Origin of the sequence: Blautia sp. MSK.20.85 (assembly GCF_013317245.1) — a bacterium.
GTDB lineage: Bacteria > Bacillota > Clostridia > Lachnospirales > Lachnospiraceae > Blautia_A.
Genome location: NZ_JAAIUN010000044.1, coordinates 1 through 18781 on the forward strand (window position 1 = coordinate 1; position 18781 = coordinate 18781).

Sequence of the window (18781 nt, forward strand, 5' to 3'; positions counted from 1 at the left end):
GATAGCTCGCTTATGCTTAGCACAGTAGTGCTATCGAACGAGAACCAAACTTGCCTGATCTTATATAAAATGATATAGTTTCTATATTTATTCCAATAATTTTAGTTCATATGACGCCTGTAAATATTGTACAGGCGTCTTTTTGTTTGTCGCAGAGTATACAACTCTGCGGCATTTCTTTTTTTCTATATAATACTTCTTATTTATAAGTACCGGATCTCCACATCCATCCCGCCGTTTCCGTCCGTTTCCAGAACTGCATAGCTGGGTCTTCTGCCCCGTTGCCTTGGGAAGGCCAGGCTTCCGGGGTTTACAAGAAGAATTCCGTCTTCTTTTTCCAGGACCGGCACGTGAATGTGTCCGAAAAATGCCGCATTGCAGCCACGCTGTTTTGCAGCATCTGCCAGCTGGTCAAAAGCCATGGACACGCCATAATAGTGACCATGTGTCACCAGTACCTTATTTCCTTCAATGTCGATCACATCTTCTCTTGGAAGATCGGAGAAAAAATCATTATTTCCGGATACAATGCTGCAGGGACAGTCTGCGAGGGCTTCGATATAAAATTCTCTGCCTTCCACGTCTCCACAATGCACCAGCATGTCAAAAGGAGCTTCCCGGTTTACTGCGATCTCCAGGTTTTCATCTCTTCCGTGGGTATCGCTCACGATCAGCACCTTCATACAAGTTCTTCCTTTATAAGGCGAAGGGCTTTTCCGCGATGGCTGATCCTGTTTTTTTCTTCCATGGAAAGTTCTGCGGAAGTGCAGCCATATTCCGGAAGATAAAAGATCGGGTCATAGCCAAAACCGTTCTCGCCTTTTTCCTCGTATCCAATGCGCCCCTCCATGGTGGCACGGACCGTCTCTCTTCTGCCATCCGGGAAAGCCGCCGCAATGGCACAGACAAAACGTGCGGTACGTTTCTCATCCGGTACACCTTCCAGACGTTCGATCAGGTTCGCGTTTTTGATGTAGTAGGAAGTGTCCTCTCCCATGTAACGTGCGGAATAGATTCCCGGCTCTTTATTCAGATAGTCGATCTCAAGGCCGGAATCATCTGCCAGAACGATCTCACCGGTCATTTTGCAGATGGCCTCAGCTTTGATCATGGCATTTTCTTCGAAGCTTTTTCCATTTTCGTCGATATCCGCATGGATTCCGGCATCTTTCAGGGAAAGGATCTCAAGCTGGGGATCCGCAAGTATCCTTCGGATCTCCTTCATTTTCCCCTCGTTTCCAGTGGCAAAAATGATCTTTTTCATTCTTTTATACTTCCTTTCTTCGGCGGACGTGGTCCAAGGAACTGGTAATAGTAGGTTTTCATCATTCCGTTATAGATCTTACGGTTCTTGTCTGCTTTTCGGCCGATATCATTCTCTGCCTTGTCATAGGCGGTGATAAGATACATGGACCAGCGATCCAGGCGCTTATAGCTCTCGCCGATCTCACGGTACAGTGCCGGAAGATTCTCTTTTTCCTCGATTCGCTCACCATAGGGCGGATTGGTCACAATAAAACCAAACGGTTTGGAGTGGCGGAGTTCGCTGACCGGTCTCTGCTGAAAATGGATCAGTTTGTCCACTCCTGCCATCTTTGCATTGGCCCGTGCTGCCTTGATAGCTGCCGCATCGATGTCAAAGCCCTGGATATCCGTCTCAATATCAAAATTTATCCGCTCTCTGGCTTCTTCTCTTGCATCTTCCCAGCATTCCTTCGGGATGAGATGTTCCCAGCTCTCAGCCAGGAAGTGGCGGTTCATTCCAGGTGCCATATCCGCTGCCATCATTGCCGCCTCAATGGGAAAGGTACCACTTCCGCAGAAAGGATCCACGAGAATACGGTCTTTTTTCCACGGGGTCAGCATCAGAAGTGCGCTGGCAAGTGTCTCTGTGATGGGTGCTTTCACGGTCATCTGGCGGTATCCTCTCTTATGAAGAGATACGCCGGAAGTATCGATCCCGATCAGGGCCACATCTTTCATAAATGCCACACGGATTGGGAATTCCGGACCGTCTTCCGGGAACCAGGAAATTCCGTAGATGCCTTTGAGACGTTCTACGATGGCTTTTTTCATGATGGACTGGATATCGGATGGGCTGAAAAGTTTACTCTTGATGGAGTTTGCCTTGGCTACCCAGAATTTACCGTTCTTCGGTATGTAATTCTCCCATGGGAGAGCCTTGGTCTTCTCAAAAAGTTCGTCGAATGTCTCGGCTTTTACTTCGCCTACTTTCAGAAGGACGCGTTCTGTGGTGCGGAGGAACAGATTGGCGTCTGCCACACCCTGGGCGTCTGCCTCAAAAGTTACTCTTCCGTCTTCCACTTTGATCACTTCATAACCAAGGTCCAGTATTTCACGTTTCAGTACCGCCTCTGTTCCGAAATGGCAGGGCGCTGTTAATTCCCACAGATTCATAAAGTGATCTCCCGTACTGTATTTCCTTCAAAGTCTTTGATTGTAAAAATTCTGTTCTCAAGGATTGCGTAGGTTGGCGGGTTGCCTTCCTTTGGAATGGATACGGAACCTGGGTTCAGAAGGATATAATTTCCCATGTTTTCTGCTTTCAGCACATGTGTATGGCCGTGGATCAGGATGTCGCCGTCCATCATTGGCGGAAGGTTATCTTTGTTGTAGATGTGACCGTGTGTGGCGTACAGAGTTTTTCCATCGATGGCGAGAATGCAGTAGTCTGCCATCACCGGGAAGTCAAGGACCATCTGGTCTACCTCTGCCTCACAGTTTCCGCGTACTGCGTAGATCTGATTTTTTCTTTCATTTAAAAGGCGGATGACTTCCTTCGGTGCGTATTCCTTCGGAAGGTCATTTCTCGGACCGTGATAAAGCAGATCTCCCAGAAGTACCAGTCTCTCCGCCTTCTCTTCGTCATATGCTTCCAGCATTTTCCGGCAGTAGTATGCCGAACCATGTACATCGGACGCGAACATATATTTCATAATCTTTTCTCCTTGTGGTTTGTGTCATTTTTATTCCTGTTCTTTACATTATCATGATTTCCTTTAAAATACAAGCACAAGCCATTGCCAGTCATGCATTCGTAATCCCCTTCGATGCTGGTCACGGAACGAACAGTGATTCCGTTTCGATGCCGCCCTGCGATTTCCCGTTTCCTCTGATCTATTACTCTGTTTTATCCGCTTACAAGATTCCGGCCTCTGTAGGCTGCAAATCCGCCGATCACAGACCGGGTGCGGCAGCCCGCTCTTGCCAGGCTCCGGGCGGCCTGCATGCTGGCACCACCGCGGTCACAGTATAGTATCAGGATCTTATCTTTTGGAAACTGGTACCTCTGATCCTGTTTTTTCTCAAGATATTCTTCCAGCTCATGGTATGGAATGTTTACTGCGTTCCGGACATGTCCCTTTTTGTAGGAGACCGGGTCCCGGAGATCTATGATAACCGCGTCACTGCGCTCCACATAATAATCTAGCATTTTTGCAGAGATGGTTTCGATCTGAAACATGGAAAAATCTCTCCTCTTTTTGCTATATTATATGGAAGCTTCTGTAGGAATGTTCCCTTATATGTATGGAAGCGGGAGAAAGCCAGCTCTGACTTTTTCCCGCTTTTTTTCCGATTTTTTCTGTATGATCCGGCCAACTGACTGATGGATCCTGTACCGCATAAAAATGGTGCTTCTGCTTATTGCGTATTGATCCTATGCCTAGTATCTTCCGGATCACTTACCCTGAATATCTAGTATCTGTCGGACTCTCTGTCTTTCTCTGAATCGTACTCGTCGGATGTTTTGTTTCCGTAACTGTTGCCGTAGCTGTTTTTGGAACTGTTTTTAGAAGAATTTCTGGAGCTGTTTCTGGAACTGTTTTTTCCGCAGTTTCTGGAATCACTTTCCCCGTAATTTTTTCCCGCATAATTGGACTCATTTCTGTCTGTTTCGTAATTTTTCGCCATTTGAATTACCTCCTGATGAAGTTGATTTTTGCGGCTTTCTGAAGCTTTCTGCCGCTTTTTATTACAGGAAATAGTATCCCAAAAAGTTTGGAGATTATTCGCCAAAATGATATTGCTTTTTTTTCCAGTTTATATTATAATCATTCTTGTAAAAAGAATTTACCCTTCAAAAATTTTTTTTACATAACCCCTTATTTAATTATTTATACTCCCCTCGAAACACCCGGTAGCTCCCCTACCGGGTGTTTCTCTATGCAAAGAACAGGCCGCCGGAACGACCTTATCATTGTCGTTCCGGCGGCCTGTTTTTTATCCATTGATGGGGTTCACATGCACCATGCAGTGCTTTACGTCTTTGAATTTATCTTCGATGGTATGATGCACATTTTCCGCAATATCATGTGCATCGTTGAGGGATATTTCTCCTGCCGCCGCGATCTCGATATCCACGTACATTTTGGATCCGAAAAGGCGGGTTCGAAGAAGATCCACTCTTCTGACGCCCGGCACCTTGAGGATCTCACGGCGCATCGATTCTTCGGTTTTTGCATCACAGGAGTGATCTACCATCTTGTCAATAGCATCCCTGAAAATATCGATCGCAGCTTTGGCGATCATAAAGCAGATCACGATACTGGCAACAGGATCCAGGATGGGGTATCCCAGTCTTGCTCCGAAGATACCCACAAAGGCTCCGATAGAGGAAAGTGCATCAGAGCGGTGATGCCATGCATCTGCCATCAGTGCTCCGGAATTGATCTTCTTCGCAGCACCTCTTGTGTACCAGAACATCCACTCTTTTGTCACGATGGATACCACTGCCGCGATCAGCGCAAGGGTTCCAGGGATGGCGATCGTTCCGCCGGATGTACTTTTTACAATATCACGGACACCGGTAATGCCGATGCCAAGACCTGTTACAAGCAGCATCCCCGCAAGAACAATGGAAGAAACGCACTCCATTCTCTCATGTCCGTACTGATGCTCCTTGTCCGATTTTTTTGCAGAAAGATGGACACCGATGATAACAATAAAAGTACTTCCCACATCGGATGCAGAATGGATCGCATCAGAAATCATCGCTCCGGAATGCGCCGCAATACCGGCGATAAGTTTAAATATGGATAACAGCAGATTTACCAGGATACTGATCCCGGACACCTTCATCGCCGTCTGCTGTTCCCATGAGCTTTCTTTATCTGTGTCGTGTATAATCGTTTCGTTTTTTGTGTGTTCCATAAACAGGACCTCCTTTTGATTAGCATATGATTCTGGTCTTTCTTATGGCACAACATTTTCCGTGAAAAAACCGGCGGTTCTTTCACTACTCGCTGAACTGCGATTTCCGCCGGTGTTCTTTCTTATCTACATAGGGATCTCCCAGTTTCTACCTTCTGTTCCATCCATATTTTTGCAGTAAAAAAGACATACCTGCGAAACATACACTGTCCCGCAGATATGTCTGAAAGTAAAGCGGATACTCATCTTCCGCTTCACTACATATTCATGAATGCAATTGTTTCACAATTTGCGTTCAAATCCATATCCGCTGCCGCTTCCTGCGGCCCGGCCCCACGCCCTCAGATAAATACTCTGTTTCTGAATGGCGTCGCCTGCTCAGTTTGTACTGTTGATCTCGCATCCTGTTCGAATGTAATGCAGTGCAAAGAGAATTTTTACAGTCTTGCGGGTCTTCCGCTTGACTTCCCAGAAAGGATACACCTTGCACCATCTGTTAGTCAAGCCAAAGATTTTTTATATTTTATAGTAGGATTTTAAGGTATTACAGATATTATAAAACCGGGAGCGGATAAATCCACTCCCGGTCAAATCTACGATCTGTATTCAGTTGGAATGATCGATTATGCCTGCGGGCCAGCAGCAACGAGTGCTTTACCAGCAGCATTTCCTTCATATTTAACAAAGTTCTTAACGAATCTTGCAGCAAGATCTTTAGCCTTTGTCTCCCACTCTGCAGCGTCTGCATATGTGTCACGTGGGTCAAGGATTGCAGGATCTACGCCTGGAAGCTCTGTCGGAACCTCGAAGTTGAAGAATGGGATCTTCTTTGTCGGAGCTTTAAGAATAGATCCGTCAAGGATAGCATCGATGATACCACGAGTATCTTTGATGGAGATACGTTTTCCAGTTCCGTTCCATCCTGTGTTAACGAGGTATGCTTTCGCACCGCTCTTCTCCATTTTCTTAACGAGCTCCTCAGCATATTTTGTCGGGTGAAGCTCAAGGAATGCCTGTCCGAAGCAAGCGGAGAATGTAGGAGTAGGCTCTGTGATTCCACGCTCTGTACCAGCAAGTTTAGCTGTGAATCCGGAAAGGAAGTAGTACTGTGTCTGCTCCGGTGTCAGGATAGATACTGGAGGAAGTACGCCGAATGCATCTGCGGACAGGAAGATAACTTCTTTAGCTGCCGGTGCAGAAGATACCGGGCGAACGATGTTCTCGATGTGGTTGATCGGGTAGGAAACACGTGTGTTCTCTGTTACGCTCTTGTCAGCGAAGTCGATCTTTCCATCTTTATCAAGTGTTACGTTCTCAAGAAGAGCGTTTCTCTTGATCGCATTGTAGATGTCCGGCTCAGACTCTTTGTCAAGGTTGATAACCTTAGCGTAGCATCCACCCTCGAAGTTGAATACTCCGTTGTCATCCCAGCCGTGCTCGTCATCACCGATCAGGAGACGCTTAGGATCTGTGGAAAGTGTTGTTTTACCTGTTCCGGAAAGACCGAAGAAGATTGCTGTGTTCTCTCCGTTAAGGTCTGTGTTTGCAGAGCAGTGCATGGAAGCGATGCCCTTAAGCGGCAGATAGTAGTTCATCATGGAGAACATACCTTTCTTCATCTCTCCGCCGTACCATGTATTTACGATAACCTGCTCACGGCTTGTAATGTTGAACATTACAGCTGTCTCAGAGTTAAGACCCAGCTCTTTGTAGTTCTCAACTTTAGCCTTGGATGCGTTGTAAACAACGAAATCTGGCTCAAAGTTCTCAAGCTCCTCAGCTGTTGGCTGAATGAACATGTTTGTTACGAAGTGTGCCTGCCAAGCAACCTCAACGATGAAACGGATAGCCATACGTGTATCTTTGTTAGCTCCGCAGAATGCATCTACTACGAAAAGTCTCTTGTTGGAAAGCTCTTTCTTAGCAAGATCTTTAACTGCAGCCCATGCTTCCTGAGTTGCCGGATGGTTATCGTTTTTGTACTCATCGGATGTCCACCAAACTGTGTCTTTGGAGTTCTCATCCATAACGATATATTTGTCTTTAGGGGAACGTCCTGTGTAGATACCTGTCATTACGTTGACAGCACCAAGCTCGCTGACCTGACCTTTCTCAAATCCCTCAAGCTCTGGTTTGGTCTCTTCCTCGAATAATGTCTCGTAAGAAGGATTGTACACGATCTCAGTTGTTCCGGTAATACCATACTTTGTTAAATCGATTTTTGCCATCTTAACATTTACCTCTCTTCTTTAATAGTAATTATGATAGCCACCTACTCTTGCAGGTTCTCGTCATCCTGCCATAGGAATTGGTCATTCCAACATCCCTATCCACAATTATACATAAATTGTACGTAAAAGCAACCAAAAAAATTCATTTTCCGCAAAAAAATGATAAATCTTTAACAGTGACGTTTTGGTACTGTCAGATTTTACTCCATCTATACTTGACTTTTTCAGAATAATGGCTACAATATATCTGATTATAGTTATTATATATATTTATAATAGCAACTATATGATTTTAATATATAGAAAGAAGTGATTTCTGTGTCAGATATTCCGGTTAAACGTAATCATATGAAAATCCCCTGGCACAACTACGTAAGCGCCAGGAACAGCCAGCCCATCACCGAGGCTTCTCTTTCCGAAAAAGCTTCCCTGATCGGCCGTACAGGCATGATGCTTCTCTCCTGTGGGACCGGTGCTTGGCGGGTACGGAGTTCCATGAATACATTGTCAGAAGCACTTGGTATCACCTGCTCCGCAGATATCGGACTGATGTCCATAAGCTACACCTGCTTTGACGGTGAGAGCAGTTTTTCCCATGCACTTAGTCTGACTACCACCGGCGTAAATACTTCCAGACTGAACAGGCTGGAACATTTTGTCAGTGATTTTCCTGCGGAGGGTATCCATATGAGCGGTGAAGCACTGCACAGTCAGTTAGATGAGATCGAGCGGATCCACGGGCTTTATTCCCCTGCCGCCCTGGGACTAGCTTCTGCACTGGCCTGTGGTGCATTTACTTTTCTTCTGGGCGGTGGCCCGCTGGAAATGATCCTGGCTTTTGCAGGCGCAGGCATCGGAAACGCCATCCGCTGCAAGCTTGGCAAGCATCATTTTACTCTGTTTATGTGCATTGCAGTTTCTGTTTCCTCAGCCTGTCTTGTATATGCAGGCTTCCTGAAGCTGGCAGAGCTTCTGTTCCACATTTCCGTCCAGCATGAGGCCGGATACATCTGTTCCATGCTGTTTATCATTCCGGGCTTTCCGTTTATCACAAGCGGGATCGACCTTGCCAAGCTGGATATGCGTTCCGGTCTGGAACGACTGGCCTACGCCATTATTGTTGTAATGGTGGCTGCTGTCTCTGCCTGGCTGATGGCACTGCTTCTTCATCTGAAGCCTGTAGATTTCCTGCCTCTGGAGCTTTCGGCAGCTCAGAGGATCCTGTTCCGGCTTCTGGCAAGCTTCTGCGGGGTATTCGGCTTTTCGGTCATGTTCAACAGCCCTGTCCGTCTAGCCGCAGCTGCCGCCTTCATCGGCGCACTGTCCAACACTTTACGTCTGGAGCTTGTTGATCTTGCCGGTTTCCCACCTGCTGCCGCGGCTTTTTTCGGAGCACTGACAGCCGGACTTCTGGCCTCCCTCATTAAAACAAAAGTGGGATATCCCAGGATTTCCATTACCGTGCCATCCATTGTGATCATGGTTCCCGGACTTTATCTCTACCGGGCGATCTACAATCTGGGGATCATGTCCCTGAATGTTTCCGCCTCCTGGTTTGCAGCTGCGATCCTGATCATCGTTGCTCTTCCCCTGGGCCTTATTTTCGCCAGGATCCTTACGGACAAAATGTTCCGCTACTGCACCTGATGGGCATACAAAAAGGACTGCTTTCTGTAGCTTCCGGTCATCAGCTATCTTTCTGATAACCGGAGCAATACAAAAGCAGTCCTTTTTTATACACTCTATTTCATTACGATCTCATCAGCGATCCCGATCATTTTTTCCAGGCGGTCCGCAAATTTATGGATGGGTAGAAAAACTCCCAGTCCGTCATAACGTTTGCCACCATCCTCCACAGAATCCTGCCCATAATACACAAAAGCTCTTGGAAGCTTCTTCTGAATTGCCATCATGATATCCCATACAGCCGCATAGGCCTGTGCCTCCGTTTCCTTTTCCCTTACGCTGTCCGGAAGCTCATACACCAGCAGCACACCGATATGTTCGCCCATTTTGTACTCTTCTACTTCCATGGTATCTTCATCATAGGCATGGCGCTTCCGGTAGCCATACGCCAGATACATCTTTACGCCCTGCTTCTCCCTGTATATCCTGCGGAACCGGTCGTAATCCCTGTCACTTACATGAATTCCCTTTTCCCGCAGAAAATTTCCTTTTTCATCTGTGAGAAACACCGGATTCTCCTGTCCATCTGCATTGAACCTGAACGGTGCCAGAAAAGAATTTCGCAGAAGATCAAACATACTGTTCTGGCAGATTGCCATAAGGAGAGCTGTCAGATCACGGTTTTTATATGCGTCCAGCAATGCATAGGCGAATTTTTCCGGAGGAAGATATCCGCATTCTATGTCTGTATCCGCATCCATGGATTCATAGAAGGTCTCCGTCAGCCGTCTGCACGCCTCCGGATCCTTCAGGATCTTTTCAAATAAAAGCTCCGCCTTTTCCTCTCTTGGGAATAATGTGCTGTTTTCCACAATTCCTCACCCTTTCTAATCTCTATGTTTACTGGAAAACATCAGAATAAAGCTGATCAGAAGCAAAACATCCGATACCCAGATTGCCGGGATCCCCAGCCTCATGGACAGATTTCCTCCGCCACCGGCTCCAATGGCAAAAAAGAAAATTATTCCGAAATAATAAAGAGCCTGCTTCAGCTGTTCCGGACGTTTTTCACGACAATACACGGACAACGCCGCCGTGCCGCTTCGTAAATTTCCGATGCACATAGTGCTTGCATAGGAATAACCGCCCACCTTCCGGAAGGTCTGTACCTGCATGGCGCAGGAAAAGGATACCAGTACGGTTGCCAGCATATCCAATTCTCCCGGCATAAATCCCACCGCAAAAAGGATCAGGATCTCGATCAGCAGGATCATCTGCCTCCAGTGAAGTTTTTTTGCATATTTAAAGGTATTCTGGATTCGCTCCGCCGCTACAACACCAATGGCAAAGGCTAAAACAGGGAACAGGTACCTTAAACCGTCTCCCCACTGTCCTGTCATAAAATTTTGGCTCATCAGAACCACGTTGCCCGTCTGGGCGTTGGAAAACACCTCATCTCTTGTAAAGTATGTGTAGGCATCCTGAAATCCGCCGGACATTGCCAGAAATACACTTGTGATAAAAGCTTCTGACATCTGCCGGTCTGCGTTCTGCAGCTTTCTGCCTCCTGAAACCACTCTAAATCACTCCTGTCATTGATTTTTTTCCTCGGGTGTATTATAGTTTGCTCAGAAGCAAATGTAAAAAGTATTATTAATATCGTAAACATATTAAAATCATATCACAGGACGGAGACTATACATGATCACTTACGACTACTACCGGATCTTTTATTTTGTAGCCCAGTATAAAAGTTTTACCAAGGCAGCACGGGCTCTTCATAACAACCAGCCAAATATCACACGCTGTATGAACAATCTGGAGCAGGAGCTGAAATGCACTCTTTTTCTCCGCTCCAACAAGGGGATCGCACTTACGCCGGAAGGCCGCCAGCTCTACGAACACGTTGCCCTGGCTTTTGAACAGCTTTCTATCGGTGAGGAGGAGATTCGCCAGAACGGAGAACTGGAGCATGGCCTGGTTTCCATCGGTGCCAGTGAAAATGCCCTGCGTCTGATCCTTCTGGAAAAACTGGAGCTGTTCCGCGAACAATATCCTCATGTGCGCCTGCGCCTTTTCAACCATTCTACTCCCCAGGCTGTGCAGGCACTTAAAAATTATGCAGTGGATTTCGCCATTGTCACTACTCCGATCTCCATCCGCAAGCCTTTACAGAAAAAAAGCCTCCTGCGTTACCGGGAGATTCTTGTGTGCGGAAGCAAGTACAGGGATCTGACCACTGCCCCCATCAGCATCCATGAACTTCAGGATCTGCCTTTTGTAGGTCTTGCGGAAGGGACCAGCACCAGAGAAATGTATATGAATTACTTTATGGAAAACCGTGTCTCTTTTCATCCGGACATTGAAGCTGCAACTACAGACCAGGTTCTTCCCATGATCGTCCACAATCTGGGAATTGGTTTTTATCCGGAACCTCTTGCCCGGGAAGTGATCGATGACGGGAAGGTTTTTGCCCTTCAGCTTAAGGAGCCCCTTCCACAAAGGGAAGTCTGCTTAGTCACAAACAGCAGTACTACCATGAGTACTGCTGTCAAAAAAGCCATTGAATTTATTGTGTAAATATCTGTACCGGATCAGTTATCCGCCTTCCCCATTGCTGTATGACCATGAACGCGATTGACCAGTAATCAGCAATTTGCATTTTTTGCATTTATTGCTCCACCGTACGCTCGATATGCATGGCAAGATATCCGATCTCGATGGGATCCAGCTTTTTGCCAAGACTTTTCCCCAAGCTCTCGCAGACATCTTCTGCGATCCTGTAGGATTCCGGATATTTTTCTTCTATATAATCATTCATATCCAGTTTCAGTGTCTCCCCTGTGGAGACACGGGCTACCATATATTTGATGTGATTCATCATACGATTGTAGGACAGAGAGATAACATCAATCTTTTTTCCTGTAGCCATCTCGATCATGGCGATGCATTCCCGGACTGTTCTTGCTGTCTGCATGGCAACGGACACCTTCTCATCTCCAAGTGCGGAGTGAATGTGGAGGGCCACATATCCCACCTCATGATCATCGATCTCAATATCCATCCGCTCTTTCAGGATCTTCTTCAGAACTTCCGCCACCTTGAATTCGCTGTAAAAAAGCACCTTGATATCATCCGTCAGGGGATTGCTGATCTGCTCATGGTTCCGGATACGCCCCACTGCAAAAGAAATATGGTCTGCAAGCGGAAACAGGATTCCCTTATCTATGGTATCCCCGAAAGTTTTCTCCGCTTCTCTTAAGATCTCGTCTGCAATCTCAAGGAATTCCGGCGCCACACTTTTTGCCAGCTCTTTTGCCGAGCCACGTTCTGTCTCCTGCGCCAGTCTATAAAGGGTACAGCCTGAAGGCATCTCAAAACGCTGGCTGACCTTCTTTCCAAATCCCACACCTTTTCCCAGAAGTACATATTCCTGGTTTTCTTCCATATTTATGGCAATGATGCCGTTATTGTTCAATACCTTGCTCACTCTGTACATCTTTTTTCCCCACCATCTTTATATATCCTGCTGCTTTTCCACATTCTACCACTGTCTGCCCCGGATTTTCAGTTGACATTTTTGTCTGCAGCTGTTGATTTTCTTTATCGTAACAGAATCTTTCTTTTGTGTAAAGCCCTTCTGACAGACAGTTATTTTCTTTACCACAGGAAAAGCGCGCCCGGGCATTAGGCGCGCTTTTCACAAAACCAATCTTCTATATTATTGCTGAAAAATTTCCTATTCTTCCACAGTCTCTACTGCGAACAACGGCTCTCCTGCCTTGATCTCTCCATTGGCAAGAAGGCGTACTCTCTGATCATCCTCGATCTCTGTGCAAAGGATCGGAGAACATAAGGACGGAGCGTTTTCTGTAAGATACGGGATGTCAATCTTCATCAACGGCTCGCCTTTTTTTACATGCTGTCCCTGCTCTACCAGGATCTCGAAGCCTTTTCCTTCCAGCTTTACAGTGTCAATGCCGATATGGAGGAGCATAGGAAGATCTGTATCTGTCTGGAATCCGATAGCATGTTTTGTGTCAAAAATAAACTCTACCTCGCCGTCTTCCGGAGCACAGATCACCGGATCCTTCGGTGTGACTACGGCACCTTCTCCCATCATTCCTTCCGCAAAGCCTTCATCCGGCGCTGTGGAAAGATCTGCAGCGATACCGGTTACCGGGCTGTAGACGATGGCTGTTCTCAGAACTTTTTTCTCTGACTGAGCTGCGCTGGCTGTGGATGTCTGGCCTGCGTTCTGAGCAGTCTCGCCTGTGCTTCCTGCCTTCTGGCTGTCACCGGCTGCTGACTGCTGCATATTCTGATCATTTGCTGTACGTGCTGCAGACTGACTCTGATCTCCCGTGCTGTCTGCATCCGCATTCTCTGCACTTTCAAAATACTCATTTGGCACAGTCTCCAGATAATCCTCCAGTTTGGATTTGATCACGGTTACCTGTGGTCCGTAGATGATCTGGACACCCTGGCCTTTTTTCACGATTCCTCTGGAGCCTGTGGTTTTCAGAATGTCGTCATTGACTCTTGCCGCATCGTGAACCGTGATACGAAGTCTTGTTGCACAGCAGTCCACATCGCTGATGTTTTTCTTTCCGCCAAGACCGGCTGTGATGGCTTCACTTACCGGATCTTTAGAAGTATTTCCTGCTGCTTCACCGGATTTTCCGGCTTCTTTTCTTGCATTGACATCTGCTTTTGTATAAAGCTTTGTTTCTGTATCGTCATCTTCACGTCCCGGAGTCTTGAAGTCGAACTTTTTGATCAGGAAAGTGAAGATCACATAGTAAAGAATGAAGTAAATAATACCAACCGGGATGATTCTCAGCCAGCTTGTCTTTGCATTTCCCTGAAGGATTCCGAACAGGAACAGATCCAGGAAACCGCCGGAGAAAGTAAGTCCTACTGCAATGTTCAGCATATGCGCGATCATATAAGCCGCACCTGCAAGAACAACCTGTACTGCAAACAATGCAGGAGCTACAAACAGGAAGGAGAACTCCAGTGGCTCTGTGATTCCTGTAAGCATACATGCAAGGGCTGCGGAAAGAAGAAGTCCGCCTGCCGCTTTTTTCTTCTCAGGCTTTGCACAGCGGTACATGGCAAGTGCTGCTCCCGGAAGACCGAAGATCATGAAAATAAATTCTCCGGAGAAATATCTTGTTGCGTCTGCGCTGAAATGGGCTACATGTGCAGAATCCGCAAGCTGGGCGAAGAAAATATTCTGTCCGCCCTGTACCATCTGGCCTGCAACCTCCATGGTTCCGCCAACAGCTGTCTGCCAGAACGGCATATAAAATACGTGGTGAAGTCCGAACGGGATCAGCGCACGTTTGATAATACCAAAGATCAGGGTTCCGATATAACCGCTGCCTGTCACAAGGCCGCCCAGCGCATAAATACCGTTCTGGACTACCGGCCATATGAAATACATCAGAATTCCCACAAACATGTATACAATGGTAGAAATGATCGGCACGAATCTGGAACCGCCAAAGAAAGAAAGTGCATTGGGAAGCACGATCTTATGAAAACGGTTATGCAGTGCCGCAACACCAAGGCCGACGATAATACCGCCAAACACACCCATCTGTAAGGACTGGATGCCGCAGACAGAAGTTACGGTACCTTCCAGAACGCTTTTTGCGATCTGTCCGTCTGCTGTGATCTTACCATTTACTACCAGCATACCATTGATGGCTACGTTCATAACGAAGTAAGCGATCAGTGCGGAAAGAGCCGCTACCTCTTTCTCCTTTTTTGCCATACCAATGGCAACACCTACTGCAAAGATTAAAGGCAGGTTATCAAATACCGCACTTCCGACTTTGTTCATGATGATCAGGAGTGCATTTAAGATGGTTCCGTCTCCCAGGATCTTCTCAAGTCCGTAAGTTGCAATGGTCGTCTCATTTGTGAAAGAACTGCCGAATCCAAGAAGCAGGCCTGCCACAGGAAGGATTGCGATGGGGAGCATAAAGGAACGTCCCACACGCTGCAAAACTCCGAAAATCTTGTCTTTCATGTTTTCTCTCTCCTTTTCTTTCGACGTTCTGGAGAGGGAATCTTTTAAGTGGGCAACAAAAAAAAGACACCAACCCCCATAAACGTCAAATAAAAAATAATAACATTTATGACTGGTTAATGCCTGCTTATCAGTTACACACCAAATCTGAAATACACTATACGGGTTTTGTTCTTCTGTGTCAAGGAGTAATTTGATTTTTTCCCAAAAATATATCTCCTCATATCACTATCCGCTCCGTTGCCAGCAATCCCTCGTGGAATATTCCCTGTGAACAGCAGCCATATAGCTTCTATTCTCAGAAAGTATGCAGAAACGAAACAGACCTGAAATTCACTTATCTTGACTTTATTCTTACTTATGATAAGATGAACATAGAATGTCCGGCAGCAATGTTTTTTGCCCAGACAACACTATACATTTCATAAAAACGGAGGTACTTTTCCGATGAATACCATCAAGAAATTCATCCACTACTACGGCCCGTACAAAGCGGTCTTTTTTATTGACCTGATCTGTGCAGCCGTTATCAGTCTGGTAGATCTTGCTTATCCCCAGATTCTTCGTACTATGACAAAAACTCTCTTTACACAGGATAAGGATATTATTCTTCATGCCCTCCCTGTGATTGCAGCTTCTCTTTTTGTTATGTACATTGTGCAGAGTCTCTGCAAATATTATGTAACCTATCAGGGACATATGATGGGTGCAAAGATGGAACGTGATATGCGCCGGGAGCTTTTTGACCATTACCAGGAGCTGTCTTTTTCCTATTACAGCAGGAATAATTCCGGTCAGATGATGAGTAAGCTGGTCAGTGACCTTTTTGACATTTCCGAGTTTGCACATCATGGACCTGAGAATCTTTTTATCTCTCTGGTAAAAATTGTCGGTGCTTTTATCTTCCTGTTCTTTATCAACAAAAAACTTGCACTGCCGCTGATCCTCCTGGTGATCGTGATGTTTGTTTTTTCTTTCCGCCAGAATGCAAAAATGCAGGAAACCTTCATGGAAAACCGTCGTAAGATCGGTGATGTGAACGCAAGTCTTCAGGATACCCTTTCCGGAATCCGTGTTGTGCAGTCCTTCGCAAATGAGGACATTGAGCGTGAGAAATTTAAGAAAAGCAACGAGGCGTTCCTTGTTTCCAAAAGGGATAACTACCACTGCATGGGAAGTTTCATGAGCTCCAATCTTTTCTTCCAGGGAATGATGTATCTGGTAACTCTGGTTTATGGCGGATATCTGATCGCCCAGGGTGAAATGCAAACTGCAGATCTTGCCATGTATGCCCTGTATATCGGAATCTTTATCAGCCCCATCCAGATCCTGGTGGAACTTGTGGAAATGATGCAGAAGGGACTTTCCGGTTTCCGAAGATTCCTGGATGTGATGGAAACAGAATCCGAGATCAGGGATGCAGACAACGCTGCGGAGCTTACGGACGTGAAAGGACATGTGCGTTACGACCATGTTTCTTTTCATTACAACGATGATGAAACTCCTGTGCTTTCCGATATCTCTATTGATATCCCGGCAGGAAAATCCATTGCCCTGGTGGGACCTTCCGGAAGCGGAAAAACCACGATCTGCTCTCTCCTGCCCAGATTTTATGATGTGACCGGCGGTTCCATTACTGTAGACGGAAAGGATATCCGCGGGCTGACTCTTAAGAGCCTTCGAAGCCAGATCGGTATGGTACAGCAGGATGTCTATCTTTTTGATGGAACCATCAAGGATAATATTGCCTACGGAAAGCCCGGAGCTTCCGATGAAGAGATCATCAAAGCCGCCAAATGTGCGAGTATCCATGACTTTATCATGGAGCTTCCGGATAAATACGACACTTATGTCGGAGAACGTGGCACACGCCTTTCCGGCGGACAGAAGCAGCGGATTTCCATTGCACGTGTATTCCTTAAGAATCCTCCGATCCTGATCCTGGATGAGGCCACCAGCGCTCTGGATAACGAAAGCGAACGTTGGATTCAGAAGAGTCTGGAGGAACTTTCAAAAAATCGTACTACCATTACGATCGCGCACCGGCTTTCTACGATCCGTGATGCGGATGAGATCATTGTGATCACGGAGGAGGGTATCGCTGAACGCGGTACACATGCTGAGCTGCTTGAGAAGAATGGATTGTATGCTGCGTATTACAATATGTAGAAAGATACGAGGGAGGCGCTTCGCTGTCCCACTGAGATTTTTATAGGGCAAAATAAAAGGCTGCTGTATACCTTATCAATAGTGATATAGATATATAGCAGTCTTTTTATTTGTCAATTACTATCTTTTCAAAAAATTCAATCAAAGATTACAGCAGATAAACCGGAAGCTCGTCTTTAATTCCTACTGGCTGGTTGTTGTCCGGCTCATCTTTCTTTGGGGTGAGGAATTTGGCCTGGAGTTCGTCGGCGTTTCCTCCGCTGATCACGTTCTGGGCTACAGTTCCTGTTGTTTCTGCTGCAGCTGTTTTCTTTGCTGCGGTTTTACGTGCTGTTGTTTTTCTGGTAGTGGTTTTCTTTGCTGTTGTTTTTGTTGCGGCTGCTTTCTTTGCTGTGGTCTTCTTTGCAGGAGCTTTGGCTGCTGTTTTCTTTGCTGTAGTTTTTTCTGCCGCTTTTTCAGCTGTTTCAGCTTTTACCTCTGACGGCTTCTCTGCTGCTTTAACCTCAGCCTCTTTTACCTCTGTTTTTGTTTCTGTTTTGGATGCTTTTTCTGCATTTACTGCTCTTGCGATGCTTGCTTTACCTACTGACACGATTCATTACCTCCTCTGCCAATGCTATGTACTCTTTTGCGCTGCGGCTGCTTTTTTTGAACTCCACAACTGGTTCACTGCTGTCCTGGGACCATTCGATGGAGCTGTCTACACGGATAAAAGATTCGAAAAGATAGATTCCTTCCATTTCTTTCAGTGTTTCCATAGTCTGTTTGAAATAATTCTTTCTGGCATCTGCCTTGGTTACTACGATTCCCAAAACCTTTAAATCCGGAGCGATCTCCCTGACTTCATTGAGGAAATCAAACATATTTGCAAGACCAAACATACCCCACGGACTTGCCTCTACCGGAACAAGAACATAATCGGATGCACATAAAATATTCATCACCCAGCCGCCAAGAGTAGGCGGTGCATCAATGAGAATGTAATCGTACACTCCGGAATCTTTAACCTTCTGCAGACATTTCCGCAGGATAAACTCTCTCTGCCATTTTGTAAAAAGCTCATATTCCACGGAGCTCATCAGCGTAGACGACGGAACCAGATCCAGATTCTCATACTTCGTATGCACGATAAAATCGCTGAGATCCGACTGATGACCGATAGCATAGTAGAGATTCTTTTCCCCTGCTGCCATCTCAAGCACTTCTTCCTCCGAAAAAAAAGAAAGGGAAAGATTCAGCTGCATATCACCGTCTACCATCAGTACCTTCTTACCCATGCCGGCCAGTGCCGCTCCCACATTGGAACAGCTGGTGGACTTTCCGCTGCCGCCCTTATTATTTGCAAAACAGATCGTTACTGTATTTCCCATTACAGCCTCCCAACAACATAATTTCGTATTTTCTGTCACTTGCCCTTATTATAATATAACGTTCTCCTAAAAACAAGCACATCCCCCATAAAACCACGAAAACCGACAAAATAACCTCACATAAAACAACAGTATATACACCCAAAAACAGCAGGTTCCGGATCACTCCGAAA

The 18781-nt window shown here is 46.1% G+C and carries 17 protein-coding genes and 1 riboswitch; of the genes, 3 read left to right on the forward strand and 14 right to left on the reverse strand.

Features of this window, described 5'->3' with window-relative positions:
* Positions 1–203 precede the first annotated feature (203 nt).
* From G5B12_RS15935 to pckA, 8 genes are all read right to left on the reverse strand, one after another.
* Positions 204–683, reverse strand: coding sequence for a metallophosphoesterase family protein (locus tag G5B12_RS15935; RefSeq protein WP_021976243.1), 480 nt, complete (start codon positions 681–683; stop codon positions 204–206).
* On the reverse strand, positions 680–1264 hold the full coding sequence (locus G5B12_RS15940) for an XTP/dITP diphosphatase (RefSeq protein WP_174088818.1): 585 nt from the start codon (positions 1262–1264) through the stop codon (positions 680–682). The genes G5B12_RS15935 and G5B12_RS15940 overlap by 4 nt, the downstream gene beginning before the upstream one ends.
* The gene (locus G5B12_RS15945; RefSeq protein ID WP_174088820.1) at positions 1261–2418 is read right to left on the reverse strand and encodes a THUMP domain-containing class I SAM-dependent RNA methyltransferase; all 1158 of its coding nucleotides are present in this window, start codon (positions 2416–2418) and stop codon (positions 1261–1263) included. The genes G5B12_RS15940 and G5B12_RS15945 overlap by 4 nt, the downstream gene beginning before the upstream one ends.
* The gene (gene yfcE, locus G5B12_RS15950; protein WP_174088822.1) at positions 2415–2957 is read right to left on the reverse strand and encodes a phosphodiesterase; all 543 of its coding nucleotides are present in this window, start codon (positions 2955–2957) and stop codon (positions 2415–2417) included. The genes G5B12_RS15945 and yfcE overlap by 4 nt, the downstream gene beginning before the upstream one ends.
* Before the next feature lie 194 nt (positions 2958–3151).
* Positions 3152–3484 carry a rhodanese-like domain-containing protein gene (locus G5B12_RS15955; protein ID WP_118062721.1) on the reverse strand — a complete coding sequence of 111 codons (333 nt, stop codon included), beginning with the start codon at positions 3482–3484 and terminating at the stop codon, positions 3152–3154.
* Between the two features lie 233 nt (positions 3485–3717).
* A complete protein-coding gene (locus tag G5B12_RS15960; protein WP_021976238.1) occupies positions 3718–3933 on the reverse strand; it encodes a hypothetical protein in 216 nt (71 codons plus the stop codon).
* A gap of 309 nt (positions 3934–4242) precedes the next feature.
* A complete protein-coding gene (locus G5B12_RS15965) occupies positions 4243–5172 on the reverse strand; it encodes a cation diffusion facilitator family transporter (RefSeq protein WP_174088823.1) in 930 nt (309 codons plus the stop codon).
* A 204-nt stretch (positions 5173–5376) separates the two neighbouring features.
* Positions 5377–5564, reverse strand: a riboswitch (NiCo riboswitch).
* A gap of 231 nt (positions 5565–5795) precedes the next feature.
* Entirely contained in the window at positions 5796–7400 is a 1605-nt protein-coding gene (gene pckA / locus G5B12_RS15970; RefSeq protein WP_148448674.1) for a phosphoenolpyruvate carboxykinase (ATP), read from the reverse strand.
* 351 nt (positions 7401–7751) lie between these two features.
* On the opposite strand from pckA, the gene G5B12_RS15975 reads away from it, so the two are divergent.
* The gene (locus G5B12_RS15975) at positions 7752–9050 is read left to right on the forward strand and encodes a threonine/serine ThrE exporter family protein (RefSeq protein ID WP_173722816.1); all 1299 of its coding nucleotides are present in this window, start codon (positions 7752–7754) and stop codon (positions 9048–9050) included.
* 95 nt (positions 9051–9145) lie between these two features.
* On the opposite strand, the gene G5B12_RS15980 is transcribed toward G5B12_RS15975, so the two are convergent.
* Positions 9146–9901: a DUF4866 domain-containing protein gene (locus G5B12_RS15980; RefSeq protein WP_173739789.1), complete on the reverse strand. Its 756-nt coding sequence runs from the start codon at positions 9899–9901 to the stop codon at positions 9146–9148.
* A 15-nt stretch (positions 9902–9916) separates the two neighbouring features.
* Complete coding sequence (locus tag G5B12_RS15985; RefSeq protein WP_114002230.1) at positions 9917–10564, reverse strand: YoaK family protein; 648 nt, start codon at positions 10562–10564, stop codon at positions 9917–9919.
* 166 nt (positions 10565–10730) lie between these two features.
* On the opposite strand from G5B12_RS15985, the gene G5B12_RS15990 reads away from it, so the two are divergent.
* Positions 10731–11609, forward strand: a complete 879-nt coding sequence (locus tag G5B12_RS15990; RefSeq protein ID WP_174088825.1) for a LysR family transcriptional regulator — start codon at positions 10731–10733, stop codon at positions 11607–11609.
* 91 nt (positions 11610–11700) lie between these two features.
* On the opposite strand, the gene G5B12_RS15995 is transcribed toward G5B12_RS15990, so the two are convergent.
* Entirely contained in the window at positions 11701–12528 is an 828-nt protein-coding gene (locus G5B12_RS15995) for a PRD domain-containing protein (RefSeq protein ID WP_174088827.1), read from the reverse strand.
* A gap of 240 nt (positions 12529–12768) precedes the next feature.
* The gene (locus tag G5B12_RS16000) at positions 12769–15069 is read right to left on the reverse strand and encodes a PTS transporter subunit IIABC (protein ID WP_174088829.1); all 2301 of its coding nucleotides are present in this window, start codon (positions 15067–15069) and stop codon (positions 12769–12771) included.
* A gap of 447 nt (positions 15070–15516) precedes the next feature.
* Between G5B12_RS16000 and G5B12_RS16005 the strand changes: the two genes are divergently transcribed.
* The gene (locus G5B12_RS16005; protein WP_174088831.1) at positions 15517–17238 is read left to right on the forward strand and encodes an ABC transporter ATP-binding protein; all 1722 of its coding nucleotides are present in this window, start codon (positions 15517–15519) and stop codon (positions 17236–17238) included.
* A gap of 148 nt (positions 17239–17386) precedes the next feature.
* Here the strand turns inward: G5B12_RS16005 and G5B12_RS17255 are convergent, their stop codons facing one another.
* On the reverse strand, positions 17387–17830 hold the full coding sequence (locus tag G5B12_RS17255; protein WP_021650455.1) for a hypothetical protein: 444 nt from the start codon (positions 17828–17830) through the stop codon (positions 17387–17389).
* Positions 17817–18608 (reverse strand): ParA family protein, encoded by a 792-nt coding sequence (locus G5B12_RS16015; protein ID WP_015526030.1) that lies wholly within the window; start codon positions 18606–18608, stop codon positions 17817–17819. Before G5B12_RS16015 ends, G5B12_RS17255 begins: the two co-directional genes overlap by 14 nt.
* Between the last annotated feature and the right edge of the window lie 173 nt (positions 18609–18781).